The sequence below is a fragment of the Variovorax endophyticus genome (assembly GCF_025376855.1).
Lineage (GTDB): Bacteria > Pseudomonadota > Gammaproteobacteria > Burkholderiales > Burkholderiaceae_C > Variovorax.
This window is the reverse complement of record NZ_JAHUTH010000002.1, coordinates 1-15,113: the sequence shown is the minus strand read 5'-3', so window position 1 is coordinate 15,113 and position 15,113 is coordinate 1. Positions and strand designations below refer to the sequence as shown.

15 protein-coding genes and 2 pseudogenes are annotated in these 15,113 nt (G+C 69.0%); 8 read left to right on the top strand and 9 right to left on the bottom strand.

From position 1 onward, the window contains the following. Window positions 1-41: 41 nt before the first annotated feature. Both KV106_RS02810 and KV106_RS02805 read right to left on the bottom strand, forming a co-directional pair. Window positions 42-1,253 carry a cytochrome P450 gene (locus KV106_RS02810; protein WP_261205991.1) on the bottom strand — a complete coding sequence of 404 codons (1,212 nt, stop codon included), beginning with the start codon at window positions 1,251-1,253 and terminating at the stop codon, window positions 42-44. Between the two features lie 13 nt (window positions 1,254-1,266). Continuing rightward, window positions 1,267-1,722, bottom strand: a complete 456-nt coding sequence (locus KV106_RS02805; RefSeq protein WP_261205990.1) for a nuclear transport factor 2 family protein — start codon at window positions 1,720-1,722, stop codon at window positions 1,267-1,269. Between the two features lie 137 nt (window positions 1,723-1,859). Here KV106_RS02805 and KV106_RS02800 point away from each other — a divergent pair, with 137 nt between their 5' ends. The 4 genes from KV106_RS02800 to KV106_RS02785 are packed head-to-tail and all read left to right on the top strand — an operon-like array spanning window position 1,860 to window position 5,175. Then, entirely contained in the window at window positions 1,860-2,765 is a 906-nt protein-coding gene (locus tag KV106_RS02800) for a branched-chain amino acid ABC transporter permease (protein WP_256222704.1), read from the top strand. Continuing rightward, window positions 2,765-3,700 (top strand): branched-chain amino acid ABC transporter permease, encoded by a 936-nt coding sequence (locus tag KV106_RS02795; RefSeq protein ID WP_261205989.1) that lies wholly within the window; start codon window positions 2,765-2,767, stop codon window positions 3,698-3,700. The genes KV106_RS02800 and KV106_RS02795 overlap by 1 nt, the downstream gene beginning before the upstream one ends. Further along, window positions 3,697-4,455 (top strand): ABC transporter ATP-binding protein, encoded by a 759-nt coding sequence (locus tag KV106_RS02790; RefSeq protein WP_057594135.1) that lies wholly within the window; start codon window positions 3,697-3,699, stop codon window positions 4,453-4,455. The genes KV106_RS02795 and KV106_RS02790 overlap by 4 nt, the downstream gene beginning before the upstream one ends. A 3-nt stretch (window positions 4,456-4,458) precedes the next feature. Then, entirely contained in the window at window positions 4,459-5,175 is a 717-nt protein-coding gene (locus tag KV106_RS02785) for an ABC transporter ATP-binding protein (protein ID WP_057594136.1), read from the top strand. 15 nt (window positions 5,176-5,190) lie between these two features. Here KV106_RS02785 and KV106_RS02780 read toward each other — a convergent pair whose 3' ends face one another. Continuing rightward, window positions 5,191-6,609 (bottom strand): aldehyde dehydrogenase family protein, encoded by a 1,419-nt coding sequence (locus KV106_RS02780; protein WP_261205988.1) that lies wholly within the window; start codon window positions 6,607-6,609, stop codon window positions 5,191-5,193. Between the two features lie 115 nt (window positions 6,610-6,724). Between KV106_RS02780 and KV106_RS02775 the strand changes: the two genes are divergently transcribed. Next, a complete protein-coding gene (locus tag KV106_RS02775; RefSeq protein WP_261205987.1) occupies window positions 6,725-7,696 on the top strand; it encodes a LysR family transcriptional regulator in 972 nt (323 codons plus the stop codon). Window positions 7,697-7,792: 96 nt separating this feature from the next. Further along, window positions 7,793-7,990, top strand: a pseudogene (locus KV106_RS02770) (helix-turn-helix domain-containing transcriptional regulator); the annotation flags it as partial. Here the strand turns inward: KV106_RS02770 and KV106_RS02765 are convergent. The 6 genes from KV106_RS02765 to KV106_RS02740 form a co-directional block, all read right to left on the bottom strand. Then, window positions 7,990-8,817 (bottom strand): AadA family aminoglycoside 3''-O-nucleotidyltransferase, encoded by an 828-nt coding sequence (locus tag KV106_RS02765; protein ID WP_261205986.1) that lies wholly within the window; start codon window positions 8,815-8,817, stop codon window positions 7,990-7,992. The pseudogene KV106_RS02770 and the gene KV106_RS02765 overlap by 1 nt on opposite strands. Window positions 8,818-8,932: 115 nt before the next feature. Then, a complete protein-coding gene (locus KV106_RS02760; RefSeq protein ID WP_261205985.1) occupies window positions 8,933-9,901 on the bottom strand; it encodes a PDR/VanB family oxidoreductase in 969 nt (322 codons plus the stop codon). 45 nt (window positions 9,902-9,946) lie between these two features. Next, a complete protein-coding gene (locus KV106_RS02755; protein WP_261205984.1) occupies window positions 9,947-10,972 on the bottom strand; it encodes a Bug family tripartite tricarboxylate transporter substrate binding protein in 1,026 nt (341 codons plus the stop codon). Between the two features lie 82 nt (window positions 10,973-11,054). Then, entirely contained in the window at window positions 11,055-12,338 is a 1,284-nt protein-coding gene (locus KV106_RS02750) for a Rieske 2Fe-2S domain-containing protein (protein ID WP_261205983.1), read from the bottom strand. Window positions 12,339-12,371: 33 nt separating this feature from the next. Next, window positions 12,372-12,941 carry a MarR family winged helix-turn-helix transcriptional regulator gene (locus tag KV106_RS02745; RefSeq protein ID WP_172705342.1) on the bottom strand — a complete coding sequence of 190 codons (570 nt, stop codon included), beginning with the start codon at window positions 12,939-12,941 and terminating at the stop codon, window positions 12,372-12,374. 99 nt (window positions 12,942-13,040) lie between these two features. After that, entirely contained in the window at window positions 13,041-14,009 is a 969-nt protein-coding gene (locus KV106_RS02740; protein ID WP_261205981.1) for a Bug family tripartite tricarboxylate transporter substrate binding protein, read from the bottom strand. 221 nt (window positions 14,010-14,230) lie between these two features. Between KV106_RS02740 and KV106_RS02735 the strand changes: the two genes are divergently transcribed. Beyond that, entirely contained in the window at window positions 14,231-14,743 is a 513-nt protein-coding gene (locus tag KV106_RS02735; protein ID WP_261205979.1) for a MarR family winged helix-turn-helix transcriptional regulator, read from the top strand. A 155-nt stretch (window positions 14,744-14,898) separates the two neighbouring features. Next, window positions 14,899-15,113, top strand: a pseudogene (locus KV106_RS02730) (hypothetical protein); the annotation flags it as partial.

Below are 15,113 nucleotides of genomic sequence, written 5' to 3'. Positions count from 1 at the left end.
CCCCATCGCAGGGGACGGACCGACCCGAAGCGGCGCCGAAGCTATTCGGCTATCAGTTGCAGCGGCAGCACGTCGAGCGTGCGCAGCGTGTTGACCGGACGCCAGCGCGATGCGCCCGCGGGCTCGATGCGCTTCACGCGCCGCACCAGCGCGCCGAGGATGCTCTCGGCCTCGAGCCGCGAGATCATCTGGCCGATGCACACGTGCGCGCCCACGCCGAAGGCGCGGTGCACGCCCGCGGTCTGGCGCGTGACGTCGAAGCGCGCGGGGTCGGGCCACTGGCGCGGGTCGCGGTTGGCGGCGCCCATGTGGTAGCCGACCTTGGTGTCGGCGCGCAGCCGCACGCCGCCGAGCTCGACCTCGTCCGTGGTGGTGCGGAACATCACCTGCGCGGGCGACTCCAGGCGCAGCGCCTCCTCGAACGCGCCCTTGATGAGCGCCGGGTTGGCCTTCACGAGCGCGAACTGGTCGGGGTGCTCGGCCAGTAGCTTGAGCGTCGATCCGATGCCGGCGATGGTGGTGTCGACGCCGGCGCGGAAGAAGGAGCGCACGTGCAGCGGCGCCGTGCCCTTGTCGAAATGGCCCGCGTCCTCGGCCTCGTAGATCTTCTCGGCGAAGCCGCCGGGCAGCGTGTGCTCGCGCTGCAGCACCTGCTGGTACCAGTCCATGATCGGCGCGGCGCGCTCGAGCGCCTGCGCCACGCGCTCGTTGTTCGGCCCGAGCTGGTTGAAGTTGAGCTCGCCCGTGAGCTTGATGCGCTCGGGCGGCACCGCGATGCCGAGCACGGCCGGGAACACCTCGAGCACGTAGGCCTCGGTGATGTCGGCCACGCCGTCGACGCGGCCGCGCGCCACCGCGGCCTCGGCGATCTCCTCGGCGCGCTGCGCGAACTTCTCCTTCCAGCTCTTGACCACCAGCGGCGACAGGATGCGCTGCAGCGCGGCGCGCACGCGCGTGTGCTCGGGCGGGTCGATCTCCGAGATCGGGCTGCGCGTGCGCCAGGCGCCGGGCTTGCGGATGTCGCTCATGCCCACGCCGCCCTCGACCGTGAAGCGCTCGAAGTCGCTCGCGACGATGCCGGCCTCGGCATGGCGCGTGACGGCGTAGTAGCCGTGCGGCGCGACGTAGACCGCGGGCGCCATCTCGCGCATGCGGTCGAACAGCGGATAGGGATCGGCGATGTTCGCGTCGGAGAACGGATCCTCGTCGAGGACCGGTGCGTCGGGAACGGACAGGGTGGCGGTGGCGTTCATGGGTCGGTCCTTTTCAATCCGCGCTCGGCAGCACGCGCACGGTCATGTCGGCGATGCGCCAGCCCTCGCCGGTGCGCCGGAAGCGCAGGTCGTACTTGCCGAACATCGCGATCTTGCCGGGGCCGTCGCGCCAGTCGGTGATGAGCGCGCGCGCATGGCCGTGGGCCTCGTCGGCGCCTTCGCCGGGCACGGCGTAGAAGTCGGTCATCTGGTGGTGCATGCGCTGCCTGAACTTCTTCTTCATCACCTCTTCCATCAGCGCGAGCAGATGGTCGCGGCCGCGGATGGTTTCGGGTGGCAGCCCGCTGCCGCCCTGCGAGGCGGGTGGCGAGTTGGCGCGGGTCCAGCTCGCGTCCTCGGTGAACAGCTGGGCGAAGTCGGGGTCGCCGGCGTCGGCCAGGTGGCCGTAGCGGGCGAACAGGGAACGGATCTCGAGCTCGTCCTCGACGGGCAGTTGCGGAAAGCGCATGGGGTCTCCAGGGTCGGCACAGTGCTTCGCCCAGTGTCCGCAGGCGCGCCGCGCGCGTCTGTCCCCATGCGGGGGACGGCGGCCCCGGGCGCACCCGTACCACCGCAAGGGGACATACAACCAAGGGCCGCATTCCGATGATCGCCGCCATGCTGATGCAACAACTACTCAATGGCGTGGTCGTGGGCAGCGTCTACGCGCTGTTCGCGCTCGGGTTTACCCTTCTGTTCGGGGTCAACCACATCATGAACATGGCCCACGGCTCGGTGTTCATGTGGGGCGCGTTCGCGGGCCTGTACGCGGTCACGGTGCTCGACGCGCCGATCTACGTCGCCTTGCTGATCGGCATGCTCGCGGGCGGGCTGGTGTCGGTGGCGCTCGACCTGTTCGCGTTCCGGCCGCTGCGCCGCCGTGGCGCGCCGGAGTTCTCGGCCATCGTCTCGTCGATCGGCGCCGACCTGGTGCTGCTGGCGCTGGCGCAGAAGCTGTCGAACACGGCCGTGATGCGCTTTCCCTTCGATGCCTTCCCGGTGGTCATCTACACCATCGGCGGCGTGCGCGTGCAGCTGCTGCAGCTGGTGATCGTGGCGCTGGTGGTGGCGATGGTGTTCGGCCTGGTCTGGTACCTCTACCGCACCGGATTCGGCCAGCGCATCCGCTGCGTGGCCTATTCGGAGCAGACCTCGCGGTTGCTGGGCATCAACCCCGGGCCGGTGAACATGCAGGTGTTCCTGATCTCGGGCGCGCTCGCGGGCATGGCCGGCGTGCTGATCGGGCTGGTCTTCAACTCGGTGCACTTCGCGATGGGCGAGCCGCTGCTGCTGCGCGCCTTCGTGATCATCATCCTCGGCGGGCTCGGCAGCATTCCGGGCGCGCTGATCGCGGGGCTCGCGATCGGCATCGTGCAGACGCTCGCGGTGGCCTACGTCTCCTCGGGCGTGGCGGAGGCGATCGTCTTCACCGCGCTGTTCGTCGTCATCCTGGTCCGGCCCACCGGGCTGTTCGGTCAATCGTCCGCCGCCATGCGGGTGCAACGCGCATGATGAACTTCTTCTACACCTACCAGTCGCTGTTCGACCACATCCTGGTCTACGCGATGCTCGCGATGAGCCAGTACGTGGTGCTGCGCGCGGGCGTGTTCTCGCTCGGCAGCGCGGGTTTCGCCGCCATCGGCGCCTATGGCTGCGCGCTGCTGGTGGTCAAGGCCGGCTGGCCGCCGCTGGCGGCGATCGCCGCGGGCACCGCGCTCGGCGGCGCGGCGAGCGCCGTGCTGGCCTTTCCGCTGTCGCGGCTGCGCGGCGTGTTCCAGGCGGTCGCCACCCTGGCCATGGTGCAGATCGTGCTGTCGGCCACGCAGAACTGGACCAGCGTGACCAACGGCGCGATCGGCATCAGCGGCATTCCGAAGGTGGCCGGCACCGGCGAGCTGCTCGTGATCGTGGTTGCGGTGGTGGTGCTGCTGGCCGCGATGGGCCGCCACAGCATCGGCCGCGCGATGGACGTGATCCGCGAGGACGAGACCGTGGCCGTGTCGCTCGGCATCTCGGTGCCCTACCACCAGCGCATCGCCTTCATCCTCTCGGGCCTGCTCGCGGGTCTGGGCGGCGCGCTGCAGGCCTCGAGCAGCTACGCCATCACGCCCGGCGAGTTCGGCTTCGGCATGCTGGTGGCGGTGCTCGCGATGGTGGTGCTCGGCGGGCGCACCTCGGTGTGGGGCGCGCTCGTGGGCGCGGCCATCCTCACCACGCTGCCCGAGATGTTCCGCGTGTTCGCCGACTACCGCAACGTGGTGCAGGGCATCCTGCTGATGCTGGTGATCGTCTACCTGCCGCGCGGCGTGGCCGACACCGCGATCGCGCTGCTGCACGACCGCCGGCTGCGGCGCCAGGCGGGGCATGCGGCGCGCGCGCCCGCGGCACCGGCGGTGCCCAAGGCACCCATCGTCAAGACATCGATCGAAGGAGGCGTGCGCCCATGACCGCGACCCTGGTTCTCGAAGGCGTGGCCCGCCATTTCGGCGGCGTGCCGGCGGTCGACGGCCTGAGCCTGCAGGTGCCGGCCGGCCAGATCACCGGCCTGATCGGCCCCAACGGCGCGGGCAAGACCACGGTGGTCAACCTGATCACCGGGCTGCTGCACCTGACGGCGGGCCGGGTGCTGCTCGAGGGCCGCGACGTATCGCGCGACGAGGCGCCCGCGCTCGCGCGCGCCGGCGTGGCGCGCACCTTCCAGAACATCCGGCTGGTGCCCGATGCGAGCGTGCGCGAGAACGTGGTGGCGGGCTTCCACCGGCACGAGAAGTCCGGCCTGTGGGCCAACCTGCTGGGCCTGCCGTCGGCGCGCGCCGAGGCGCGCGAGCTCGATGCGCGCGCGATGGAACTGCTCGAGCGCTTCGGCATGGCCGCGCTGGCCGAGCACCGCGCGGGCAGCCTCTCGTACGGCCACCAGCGGCGCATCGAGATGATGCGCGCGCTGGCCACGAGCCCGAAGCTGCTGCTGCTCGACGAGCCCGTGGCCGGCATGAACGACGCCGAGGCCGAGAGCCTCGCGGGCATCTTCCGCAACGTCGCCGCCAGCGGCGTGGCGGTGCTGCTGATCGAGCACAACATGCGCTTCGTCATGTCGCTGTGCTCGCACCTTTACGTGCTGGCCTCGGGCCGGCTGATCGCCGACGGCCTGCCCGAGGCGGTGGGTCGCGACCCGAAGGTCGTCGAAGCCTATCTGGGGGCCTGAACCATGCTCGAGATCCGGAACCTCGACGTCCACTACCGCGGCATCCAGGCGCTGCGCGGTGTGAACCTCCATGTGAAGCAGGGCGAGATCTTCGCGCTGATCGGCCCCAATGGCGCCGGCAAGTCGAGCCTGGTGAACGCGCTCTCGGGCCTCGTGCCCGCGGGCGGCGAGATCCGCTTCGAGGGCCAGCCGCTGGGCCGCATGCCCGCGCACCTGCGTTCGCGCGCCGGCATCATCCAGGTGCCCGAGGGCCGGCGCGTGATTGCGCCCCTGTCGGTGGCCGAGAACCTCGAGCTCGGCCGCCAGGCCGCCGGCGTGCGCGGCAGCGACGCGAAGGACCTGGAGCGCGTGCATGCGCTGTTCCCGGTGCTCAAGGACCGGCGCCACCAGCTCTCGGGATCGCTGTCGGGCGGCCAGCAGCAGATGCTCGCGATCGGCCGCGCGCTGATGGCGCGCCCGCGCGTGCTGATGCTCGACGAGCCCAGCCTCGGGCTCGCGCCCGTGATCATCAAGGAGGTGTTCCGCGCGCTGGTGCAGCTCAACCGCGAGGGCATGACCATCCTGCTGGTGGAGCAGAACGCGCGCCTCGCGCTGCAGACCGCGCACCGCGCCGCGGTGCTCGAGCAGGGGCGCATCGTGCACGAGGGCATGGCGAGCGACCTGGCGAACGATCCGGTGATTGCGGACCACTACTTCGGGCGGGCCGGCCTGATCGCCTGATCGGCACGGGCAGGCTCAGGCGGTGGTGATCGTCTTCGGCTCGAGGAAGGCTTCGAGCCCGAAGACCCCGAACTCCCTACCGACGCCCGACTGCTTGACCCCGCCGAAGGGCGCGAGCAGGTCGGGCGCGATGCGATTGACGAGCACCGTGCCGGCCTCGAGGCGCGTGGCGACGCGGCCGGCGCGTTGCGCATCGGACGAGAACACGTAGGCCTGCAGTCCGTAGGGCGAGTCGTTCGCGATCGCGACGGCTTCGTCCTCGCCTTCGTAGCCGAGCACCGACAGCACCGGCCCGAAGATCTCCTCGCGTGCGATGTCCATGTCGTTGCGCACGTCGGCGAACACCGTGGGCCTGACGTACCAGCCGTGCGACAGCCCCTCGGGCCGGCCCTCGCCGCCGGCCACGAGCGTCGCGCCCTGTTCCTTGCCGCGCCGGATGAAGCGCTGGATGCGCTCGAACTGGGCCGCGTTCAGCAACGGCCCGATGGCCGTGGCCGGATCGCGCGGATCGCCCACGCGCAGCGCTGTCGCGATGGCGGCGATGCGCTCGATCGCTTCCGGCATGCGCGCACGCGGGATCAGGAGCCGCGTGCCCGCGACGCAGGCCTGGCCGTTGTTCATGAAGGCCGCGTTGAGCGCCAGCGGCAGCGCGCTCGCGAAGTCGGCGTCGTCGAGCACGATCGAGGCCGACTTGCCGGTGAGCGCGAGGCTCACGCGCTTCATGGTGTCGAGCGCGGCGCGCGCGATCAGCTTGCCCGTGGGCGTCGAGCCCGTGAACGACAGCTTCGCGATGCCGGGATGGGTGGCGATCTCGTCGCCCACGTCGGCGCCGCGGCCGAGCAGCACATTGAATGCGCCCGCGGGCAGGCCCGCGTCGTGCAGCGCCTCGGTCACCACCCGGGCCTGGATCGGCCCCAGCTCGCTGGGCTTGATGACCGACGCGCAGCCGGCCGCGATCGCCGAGGCGAGCTTGCTGCAGACCGAGCCGGCGACGCTGTTCCAGGGCGCGATCAGCCCGGCCACGCCGACTGGCGCCAGCGTCACCGTGGAATCGCCCACGCGGCGCGTGAATTCGAAGGCCTCGAGCGTGTGTGCCGCGTTGGCGAAGCATTGCGAGGCGTAGTCGCTGACCCACTGGGCGCGCGCGAGCGGGCCGCCGTATTCCTCGATGGTCGCGTCGCGGATCGCGTCGGTGCGCGCGAGCACCGCGGTGCGCAGGCGATCCAGCATCTCGATGCGTTCGGCCTTGCCGGTGGCGGCCAGCGCGGGCTGGGCGCGCTGCGCGGCCGCGATCGCGCGCTTCGCATCGTCGCGGTTGGCGAGCGTTGCGCTGCCGATGCGCTGTTCGGTCGCGGGGTTGGCGATCTCGACGACCTCGGTGCCCTGCACGGGCACGAAGGCGCCGTCGATGTAGGCCTTGTCGATGTTCCACATGGTGCTGACTCCTGGCTTGTTGCCGGCGGTTGGCGGGGTTGAAGGCAGTCTAGGAATCCGCCATCGTTTTGAGAATCCGATCAAAATGAGATGACTCATCCAGAAAATCGGAACAATGCACAAGAGCGGCCTGATCGAACTCGAGGTGGTGCTGGCCGTCGCGCGGCGGCAGGGCTTTCGCGCCGCGGCGGTGGAACTGGAGATGTCGACCACCGCCGTCAGCAATGCCGTGTCCAGCCTCGAGGCCCGGCTCGGCGCGCGGCTGTTCCATCGCACCACGCGCAGCGTCTCGCTGACCGAGGCCGGCCGTCAGTTCGTCGAGCAGATCGGCCCGGCCGTCACCAACATCCGCGATGCGATGGACAGCGTGGGCGAGCGCCGCGCCACGCTGGGCGGCACCCTGCGCATCAACAGCGCGCTGGGCGCGGCGCTCATGGTGTTCCGCCCGCTGGTGGCGGAGTTCCTGCGCCGTCATCCCGGCGTGACCGTCGACATCGTCACCGAGGGCCGCATGGTTGACATCGTCGCCGAGGGCTTCGACGCCGGCCTGCGCCTCGCGCCGCTGGTGCCGCGCGACATGGTGCGCGTGCCGCTCGGCGGCAGCCTGCGCATGGCCGTGGTGGCGTCGGCCGACTACTTCGCGAACCGCCCCCGGCCCGAGGTGCCGGCCGACCTGATGCAACACGCCTGCATCCGCGCGCGACTGCCGAGCGGCGTGCCCTCACCGTGGGAGTTCGCGCAGGGCGGCGAGCCTTTCACTGTGGATGTGCCGGGGCCGCTGGTGCTCGATGCGCCGATGCTTATGCTGGAGGCGGTGCGGCAAGGCGTCGGCGTTGCGCAACTGGCCGAGTGGTACGTGGCCGAAGACCTCGCCAGCGGTCGGCTGGTGCGCGTGCTCGACGAGTGGACGGTGCCGGTGCCGGGGTTGTGCCTTTATTACGCGGGGCATCGGCATCTGCCTGCGGCGTTGCGGGCGTTGGTGGATTTGGTGCATGAGCTGCGGGCGGGCGAGGAGAAACGAAGCGTCGGGGCAGGGAGGGCGAAAGCAAAGCGCGCAGGTGGCGCGGCAAGGTCGAGCGGACGTTGATTCGGATCAGCGTGTCGGGGTAGATTTCGGGTGGTCAGCGCAGGCGTGAAGCGAAGGGAGTGGAAAAAAATGGCAACCACTGGCAGTGGAGAGCGGATGCCGAAAGGCAAGCCGCATGACGACGCAATGGCCGAGCTGTACCGCAGCGATCCGGCCCTTGCGATGGACGTCATCAATGGCGTCCTGGCCGATGGCGACCAGGCCGAGCTGCTGATCGTGCTGCGCCAGATGACGCAGGCATTCGGCGGGGTGCGGGCCGTGGCCGAGCAGGCGCAGCTGGATCCGACCCAGCTCTAGCGCACGTTGTCGGCGAAGGGCAACCCTGCCTCCTTCGATGCCAACGCCCGCTCGACAGCTTGCTTGGCATGCGCCACGAACGCCGCCACCTCACCCTGCCGCGACGCCAGGTCGTCCGCCGCCTGCCCCAGATAAGCCTCTCTCGCCCGCGCCATCAACGGGCGCAGTTCATCAGGAAGCCGTTCGATCACCCAAGCCGCAGCCGCATCCTTCGAAGCAATGCCACCGGTCGCGGCACTGAACCAGATGCGCGCCAGCGCGAGCACCACGTTGCGCTCGTCGCCATCCCAGTCCGCGGGTTCGTTCCAGATGCCGATGGTGTCGTGCAGCGCCTGTGCGAAGTCGCTCGCGGGCACCGGATCGAACAAGGTCTTAGCGGCGTGGCCGATCAGCGCGACGCTGTGCTGCCTGGCCTTGGTCAGCAGGATCGCGAGGTCGCGGTCGATCTCGGGCGCATCGAAGATGCCGGCCTTCAACGCGTCGCGCAGCCATTCGCCGAACTGCAGCTCGCGCCGCGCCGGGTAGCGCCAGGGCAGCACCTCGTCGTGCACGACGATCGTCACCTCGAGCGGGCGCAGCGCCGCGTCGGTACCGGGCGGGGCCGACACCGAAAGCAGGTCGGTCATCAGCGCCTGCCGGGTCGCGGCCGTCAGCGGTGCGGCCACGCAGACCAGCAGGTCGATGTCGCTCTCGGGCTGGAGGCCGCCGTCGACGGCCGAGCCGAACAGGTGCAGGGATTCGATGCGGCCGGGCAGGTGGCGTTCGAGCACGACGCGTGAGAGCGAGAGTTGCGGTGCGATGTCGATGGGGAGCAATGCGGTCATCGGGGCAGGGCTGGGTGGAGCGGCAAAGCGCCTATTCGAGCGTCCTCCACCCCTGCGTGCAATCGTGCACCTGCCCGTACCAGGGGCATTCCTCTGTCCGAAGCTGCGCAGGCTCCTAGAGATCCAGAACCAAGGCCGGGCTGCAGGCGCGCGAGCAGCACACCATCATGGTCTTGTGGCTGGCCCGCTCGGCATCGGTCAGGATCTCGTCGCGGTGGTCCGGCACGCCTTCGAGCACGCGGACCTCGCAGGCGCCGCAGATGCCTTGCCGGCATGAGTAATCCACGTCCACGCCGGCCTCGAGCAATGCGTCGAGGGTGCTCATGTCCGGTTTCACGAGCACGCGTCGATTGCTCTTCGCGAGCCGGACCTCGAAGCTGCCCGCATCCGCGGGCGGTGCGGCGGCGCCGAAGCGTTCCATATGCACGCGCGCCGGATCGAGATCCCGCGTCGCCTCGGCGAAGGCATCCAGCATGCCCGCGGGACCGCAGCAATAGAAATGCGCTCCGGGCTCCGCCTTCGCCACGAGCGCGGCCAGGTCGAGCCGTCCGGCGGTCTCGCTGTCGTGCAGGCGGACCCGGTCGCCCAGCTGTCGAAGCTCGCGCACGAAAGGGGCTGCCGCGGTGCCGCGCGCGGCATAGTGCAGGCGCCAGGGACGGCCCGCGCGCTCGAGCGCACGCGCCATCGGAAGCAGCGGCGTGATGCCGATGCCCCCCGCGATCAGCACGGCGGGACCCGTGCCGTCGGCCAGCGCGAAATGATTGCGCGGCGCCGAGACCCGGATCACGTCGCCGACACGAAGACGCTCGTGTACATGGGCGGAGCCGCCCTGGCCCGACGGCTCGCGCTTCACGGCCAGCACGTAGATGCCTTCGTCGCCACTGACGACGGAGTACGGGCGGGTCAGTCCATCGCGCAGGCGCACGTCGACGTGGGAGCCGGGTGACGCCGGAGGGAGTTCCAGGCCATCGACGCCGCTCAGCTCCATGCTGAGCACGTCGGGCGACTCCAGGCGCATGGCACTCACCCGAACCCGCAGGAGTTCATCGGTCTGCGAGGGGGTGTCGGTGGTCGTTTGCTGCATGTCCATTCGAGGCCGCATCGGATGCGGCCTCGTCATCCTTCCTCGTTACTGCTGCACGGCCAGGCCGGCTGCCTTGATCACCTTGCTGAACTTGGTGACATCCTTCTCGAGCCACTTGCGCGCCTCGGCCGAGCCCACGAAGGTGGGTTGCACGTCGAGGTCGTTGAGCTTCTTCACGATCTCGGGGTCTTTCATCGTGGTCTGCAGCGCGGATTCGAGCCTGGCGATCACCGGGGCCGGCGTACCCGCGGGCGCCGACAGGGTCACGAGCTGTTCGTTGTCGTCCATCTCCGCGTAGCCCTGTTCTCCGGTCGTGCCGACCTGGGGCATGGCCTTCAGCCGTTCATGGCGCTGCACCGCGATGTTGTGGATGCCGTTGCCCTCGAAGTTGCGCACGATGGTGCTGTAGGGCAGCGCGCAGGCCTGCACCTCGCCGGCCTTCAGCGCGGTGAGGGCCGGTGCCACGCCGTTGTAGGGCACGTGGATCACGTTGAGCGCGGTCCCGGTCTTCGTCTTGACCAGGCCCTTGAACATCTCGAGCTGGAGGTGGTTCAGCCCGCTCACGCCCGTCGTGCAGAAGCTCAGGCCGCCGGGCCTTTCGTGCGAGAGCTTCACCAGTTCGGGCAGGGTCTTGGCCTGCACCGACGCGTTGGTCGCGAACAGCGAGGTGTAGACGGCCACGCCACCCAGCGGGGCATAGTCCTTCAGCTGGTATTCGAAGTTCGGAACGATCAGGTTCAGGAAGCCGAAGGCCGAGCCGGAGGCGATGAACAGCGTGTATCCGTCCGGCTTGGCCTGGGCGACGTAGCGCGCTCCCACGGCACTGCCGGCGCCGGGGCGGTTCACCACCAGCACGGGCTGGCCGAGCAAGTCGCGCAGTTTCTCGGCGATGACGCGCGCCGTCGCATCGAGGCTGCCGCCGGGTGCGAAGGGCACGATGATGCTCACCGGTTGCTTTGGGTAATCGGTCTCGGCCGCCTGGCTCTGCGCGAGGCCGAGGCTGAAGAGGCCGGCCAGAACAATGGAACGGATCAGCGCTCGCGCGCCGGACCGGGCATGGGGGGATTTCATCGTGGGTCTCCTGGTGTTTGGCATGTAGGGGCGGGGCAGCGGGGCGTGGACGCCTCTTGTGCTGCCGTTGTTTGCAACCGGCTCAGGCCGCGGCGGCTGGCAGATCCTTGGGACGCGCGGTGCCCATGAGCTCGTCGGACTCGGTGGGATCGAGACTTTCGGGCAGAACCGTCTGGGTGGCGCGAACGCCGTAGAGGTACGGGTGGTCGGGTCCGACGGGCCGCTGGCCGTCCACGCAGGCGCGCGCCGCCTCCATGAGCGAGCGGCGCATCGCGACCACGGCACGGTCGCTGCTCCCCAGGTGCTCGCGGGTGCGGTCCACGATGGGACCTGCCGACTCCGACACCATCGCGTCCTGCGCACGGATACCCGCGATGCCCGTGAAGGAGACGGTCTTCTGCTGCTGCCGATCGATCAGGTAGTCGTTGTCCAGCCGCTCGGTGGGACGCGTGGTGCCGGGAATCACCCGGCGGTGCGCATAGTCGCCGTTGCGCCAGGCCGTGAGCTCCTTCTCCTCCAGCGGACGGTCTGGCCGGAAGGTGGCGCACAGCACCCAGCAGCGCTCGTCGTTCATCGGCACCCACATGCGCACCAGCCGGGCCTCGGCGGGGTGCGGCGGAATCATCGTGTAGAACGGCAGCAGGAACTGGTTCACGCGCCAGTAGCGCTGGCTTTCGTCGACGCGACGGCCATTGCAGGCCAGAAAGCCGGAAGGCGTCGGCACGATCTTCCACAGCGGCGCCTTGTCGTTCTTGAAGAAGCGCCCCGTCAGCGCGCGGTCGTCGTCGTGGGTCTTGTCGACGAGGCTGTGCAGGAAGCCCACGTGCGCGCTGTCGAGCTCTCCTTCCATGGCTTGCGCATAGTTGCAATCCTGTTCCCAGCGCGAAACGTAGACGTGCGAGGAAGGCAGTCCGAGCCACTCGAAGTCGGGCAGTGGCGGCATCTTGTCGGGCTCGCCCATGTAGACCCAGAGCACGCCGCCGGCGATGCGCGCCGGGTAGGCGCGCGCGCGCACCTTGCATCGCATGGGGCTGTCGGATGCCTCGGTCGGCATGTCGAGGCATTCGCCATCGACGCCGAACTTCCAGCCGTGGTAGACGCAGCGAACACCGCCTTCCTCGTTGCGTCCGAAGAAGAGGCTGGCGCCGCGGTGCGGGCAGTGCTGGTCGAGCACGCCGACCCGGCCTTCGGTGTCGCGGAACACCACGAGTGCTTCGCCGAGCAGTTGCAGGCGCACCGGCGCCTCGTCGGCGGCCGGCACTTCGGCCTCGGTCATGGCCGGTGTCCAGAAGCAGCGCATCAGTTGGCCCATGGGGGTGTCGGGGCCGGTGCGGGTCAGGAGGTCGTTGTTTTCTTTGCTGAGCATGGTTCGCGTGGGGTTGTCTTGGAGTGGAGGAAGTCAGTCCGCGGGATCGGCGTCGAGGCTGTCGTCACCCATCCGCGGCAGGTTCTCGATCAGCTGGTGCAGGTCCGCGCGCAATCGCTTGACCTGCGCCGCGCTCATGCCGTGGGTTAGGCGCGTTTCGCGCTGCAGCGAGGTGCTGTAGAGCTCCTGCGAGAGCGAGCGCCCGGTTTCGGTCAGGCTGATCGTCATCTCCCGCCCATGCCGGGCGAGAACGACCAGGCCCTGCTGGCTCAGGACCTGGAGGCTTCGGCTGGCCGCAGCCTTGTCGACATCGGCGGCGGCGGCCACGAACGCGGCGCTGCATTCGTGCTCGACGCCCAGCGCCAGCAGCAGCCGGTATTCGGTGGTCCCGATGTCCCAGCGCTGCATGTAGTAGCTCGAAGCGCTGCGGCTCAATCGCACGGACAGGCTCGTGACCAGCCAGCCGATGAAGTCGGTGGCGAGCCCGGGCACCGGCCGTCCCACGACGGGGTCATGGCCGTCGTGTCTGCGCTCCTGCGTCCTGGCGGGAGGGCTGGCGCGCTGGGCGCGCCGAGGTGCGGAAGGCGTTTTCTTGGCCGGCATGGTGAGTTCGGAAGCTTGCGAAACGCTAATTGTTGATCTATCAACGTTGATGTGTCAACAATGAATTCGGCAGACCCCCGATGCACGTGTTGGCGCTGCTCAGTCGGCCGTGGCCCCGGTCGCCTTGATCACGGGCGCCCACTTGAGGATGTCGCCGCGGATCCGCTGGTCGTACTCCTGCGGCGAGGAGCCCACGGGGTCGAGGCCCATCGTCAGCAGGCGGTCGGCGAAGGCCTTTGTCCGCACCGATCGCGCGATGTCGGAACTGATCCTGGCGATGACGGCGGAGGGCGTGCCCGCGGGCGCGACCAGGCCGACGCTGCTGGTGGCCGAGACATCGGGAACCGTCTCCGCGACCACGGGGATGTCGGGCACGCTGGCTGGCCGCTTCGGGCTGAACAGGGCGATCGGCTTGAGCTTGCCGGCCTTGATGAGCGCCTCGCTGGCGTAGTACGTGTCCATCAACAGGGGCACCTGCCCGCCCATTACGTCCTGCTGCGCGGGAGCGCCTCCGCGGTAGGGGACATGCACGATGTTCACGCCGGTCTTGGACTTGAGAAGCTCCATGACGAGGTGATGGGCCGTGCCGCTGCCGGGACTGGCGTAGCTGAGCTTGCCGGGGTCCTTGCGCGCGAGTTCGAGCACCTCCTGCAGGTTGGCGGCCGGCAGCGATGGGTTGGCCACGAGGATGATGTGCTGCACGCCGATCTCCGAGATCGGCAGCAGATCCTTGAGGGTGTCGTAGGGAAGGTTCGGGCGCAGCGTGGGATTGATGGCATGCGAGGACACCACGATCCCGAGGGTGTAGCCGTCGGGCTGTGCCTTCGCCACCGTGTTGGTTGCCAGCACGGTCCCGGCCCCCGGCCTGTTGTCCGCGATGACCGGCTGTCTCCAGAGTTCGCCGAGGTGCTGGCCGACCAGCCGGCCCTGCGAGTCGGTGGATCCTCCCGGCGGAAAGGGAATGATCAGCCGGACCGGATGGTTGGGCCATGGGTCCTGCGCGCGGGCTGCCCAGGGGCCGAACGCCAGCGGCAGCAGGAAGAGCGCGGAGCGGCTTCTGTATTTCATTGGGTCTGTCTCCTGTGAATGTTCTGTCTCTTGCTCGGCAAGGCGCCATCCATCCAAGCATCCGGTCCCGGTCCGTCTCGGCCCGAAACCGCGCCTTGATACTTGCATTATGAAAATAAAAAACCGAGCCTGCAATCGGTGTTTGGCATCCCAGGACGGACTGGCGAGGCGGTCCAGGGCGACCGCGCTCGACCGGATCGCTGCGCTATCCTCGGAAACCCTTGCTCAAGCAGCTCGCGCTGGCAGTCATGGCCTCAAAGAAGAAGCTTCCCCTGGAGAACTGGATCTCCTACCGTTTCGGCCTGGTGGCCTCTCGCGTCGGCGCGGTGATGGCCGCCAAGTACGTCGAACAGCACCAGCTCACGATGCCGGCCTGGCGCTCGTTGGCCGTGATCGCTCGATATGGGCCTCTTTCGGCGGGCGAGCTGGGCGCCAAGACCTCCTCGGATCCCTATCGGGTGGTGCGTTCCATCGATCTGCTGGTGAAGCGGGGCCTGATCACGCGCGAAGCGGACCCCGCCGACCGCCGGCGCGCCAGCCTTCAGCTGACACCGCATGGCCGCTCGACCTACGACGAGATCGAGCAGGGCGCGATGACCAACGAATTCTTTCTGCGCGCGGGTCTCACCATGCAGGAAGTGCGCAGCCTCGAGAGCATCCTGGAACGCATCGATGCGCAGGTGGCGGCGCTCGCGCAAGGCGTGCTGGCCACGAAGCAAGGCGAAGACGATTGAAGGTCCGCGCCCGCGCCATGCGGGCACGATGCATCGTTTCTCGCGGGCATGAGCCGACTTGCGAGGCGACATAATCATTTGCATAATGCAATCAATTGATCCCGATCACGGGGTCGAGGCAATGTCGCCAGCGTCCATTTCGCAAGCCCTCATCCATGAACGACACCGCGTCTCCTCGTCAGCAACCGATCGTGTTTCTCGGCAAGCGCCAGCAGGGCGGTGGCTATGGCAAGCAGCCCGGGCGTTCCGACGACTTCCTGACCTTGGTGGAGCCGGGAACGCCGTGCGGGGAGCTGATGCGCCGCTATTGGCATCCGGTCGGCATCTCGGCCAAGGTCACGAGCGATCCGGCGAAGGTGCGGATCCTCGG

Coding starts and splice junctions, on each gene's coding strand:
- KV106_RS02745 (WP_172705342.1), bottom strand. CDS start 12,941: ATGCCGGCCAAGAAAACGCCTTCCGCACCTCGGCGCGCCCAGCGCGCC.
- KV106_RS02740 (WP_261205981.1), bottom strand. CDS start 14,009: ATGAAATACAGAAGCCGCTCCGCGCTCTTCCTGCTGCCGCTGGCGTTC.
- KV106_RS02755 (WP_261205984.1), bottom strand. CDS start 10,972: ATGAAATCCCCCCATGCCCGGTCCGGCGCGCGAGCGCTGATCCGTTCC.
- KV106_RS02750 (WP_261205983.1), bottom strand. CDS start 12,338: ATGCTCAGCAAAGAAAACAACGACCTCCTGACCCGCACCGGCCCCGAC.
- KV106_RS02765 (WP_261205986.1), bottom strand. CDS start 8,817: ATGACCGCATTGCTCCCCATCGACATCGCACCGCAACTCTCGCTCTCA.
- KV106_RS02810 (WP_261205991.1), bottom strand. CDS start 1,253: ATGAACGCCACCGCCACCCTGTCCGTTCCCGACGCACCGGTCCTCGAC.
- KV106_RS02800 (WP_256222704.1), top strand. CDS start 1,860: ATGATCGCCGCCATGCTGATGCAACAACTACTCAATGGCGTGGTCGTG.
- KV106_RS02775 (WP_261205987.1), top strand. CDS start 6,725: ATGCACAAGAGCGGCCTGATCGAACTCGAGGTGGTGCTGGCCGTCGCG.
- KV106_RS02780 (WP_261205988.1), bottom strand. CDS start 6,609: ATGTGGAACATCGACAAGGCCTACATCGACGGCGCCTTCGTGCCCGTG.
- KV106_RS02805 (WP_261205990.1), bottom strand. CDS start 1,722: ATGCGCTTTCCGCAACTGCCCGTCGAGGACGAGCTCGAGATCCGTTCC.
- KV106_RS02785 (WP_057594136.1), top strand. CDS start 4,459: ATGCTCGAGATCCGGAACCTCGACGTCCACTACCGCGGCATCCAGGCG.
- KV106_RS02760 (WP_261205985.1), bottom strand. CDS start 9,901: ATGCAGCAAACGACCACCGACACCCCCTCGCAGACCGATGAACTCCTG.
- KV106_RS02795 (WP_261205989.1), top strand. CDS start 2,765: ATGAACTTCTTCTACACCTACCAGTCGCTGTTCGACCACATCCTGGTC.
- KV106_RS02790 (WP_057594135.1), top strand. CDS start 3,697: ATGACCGCGACCCTGGTTCTCGAAGGCGTGGCCCGCCATTTCGGCGGC.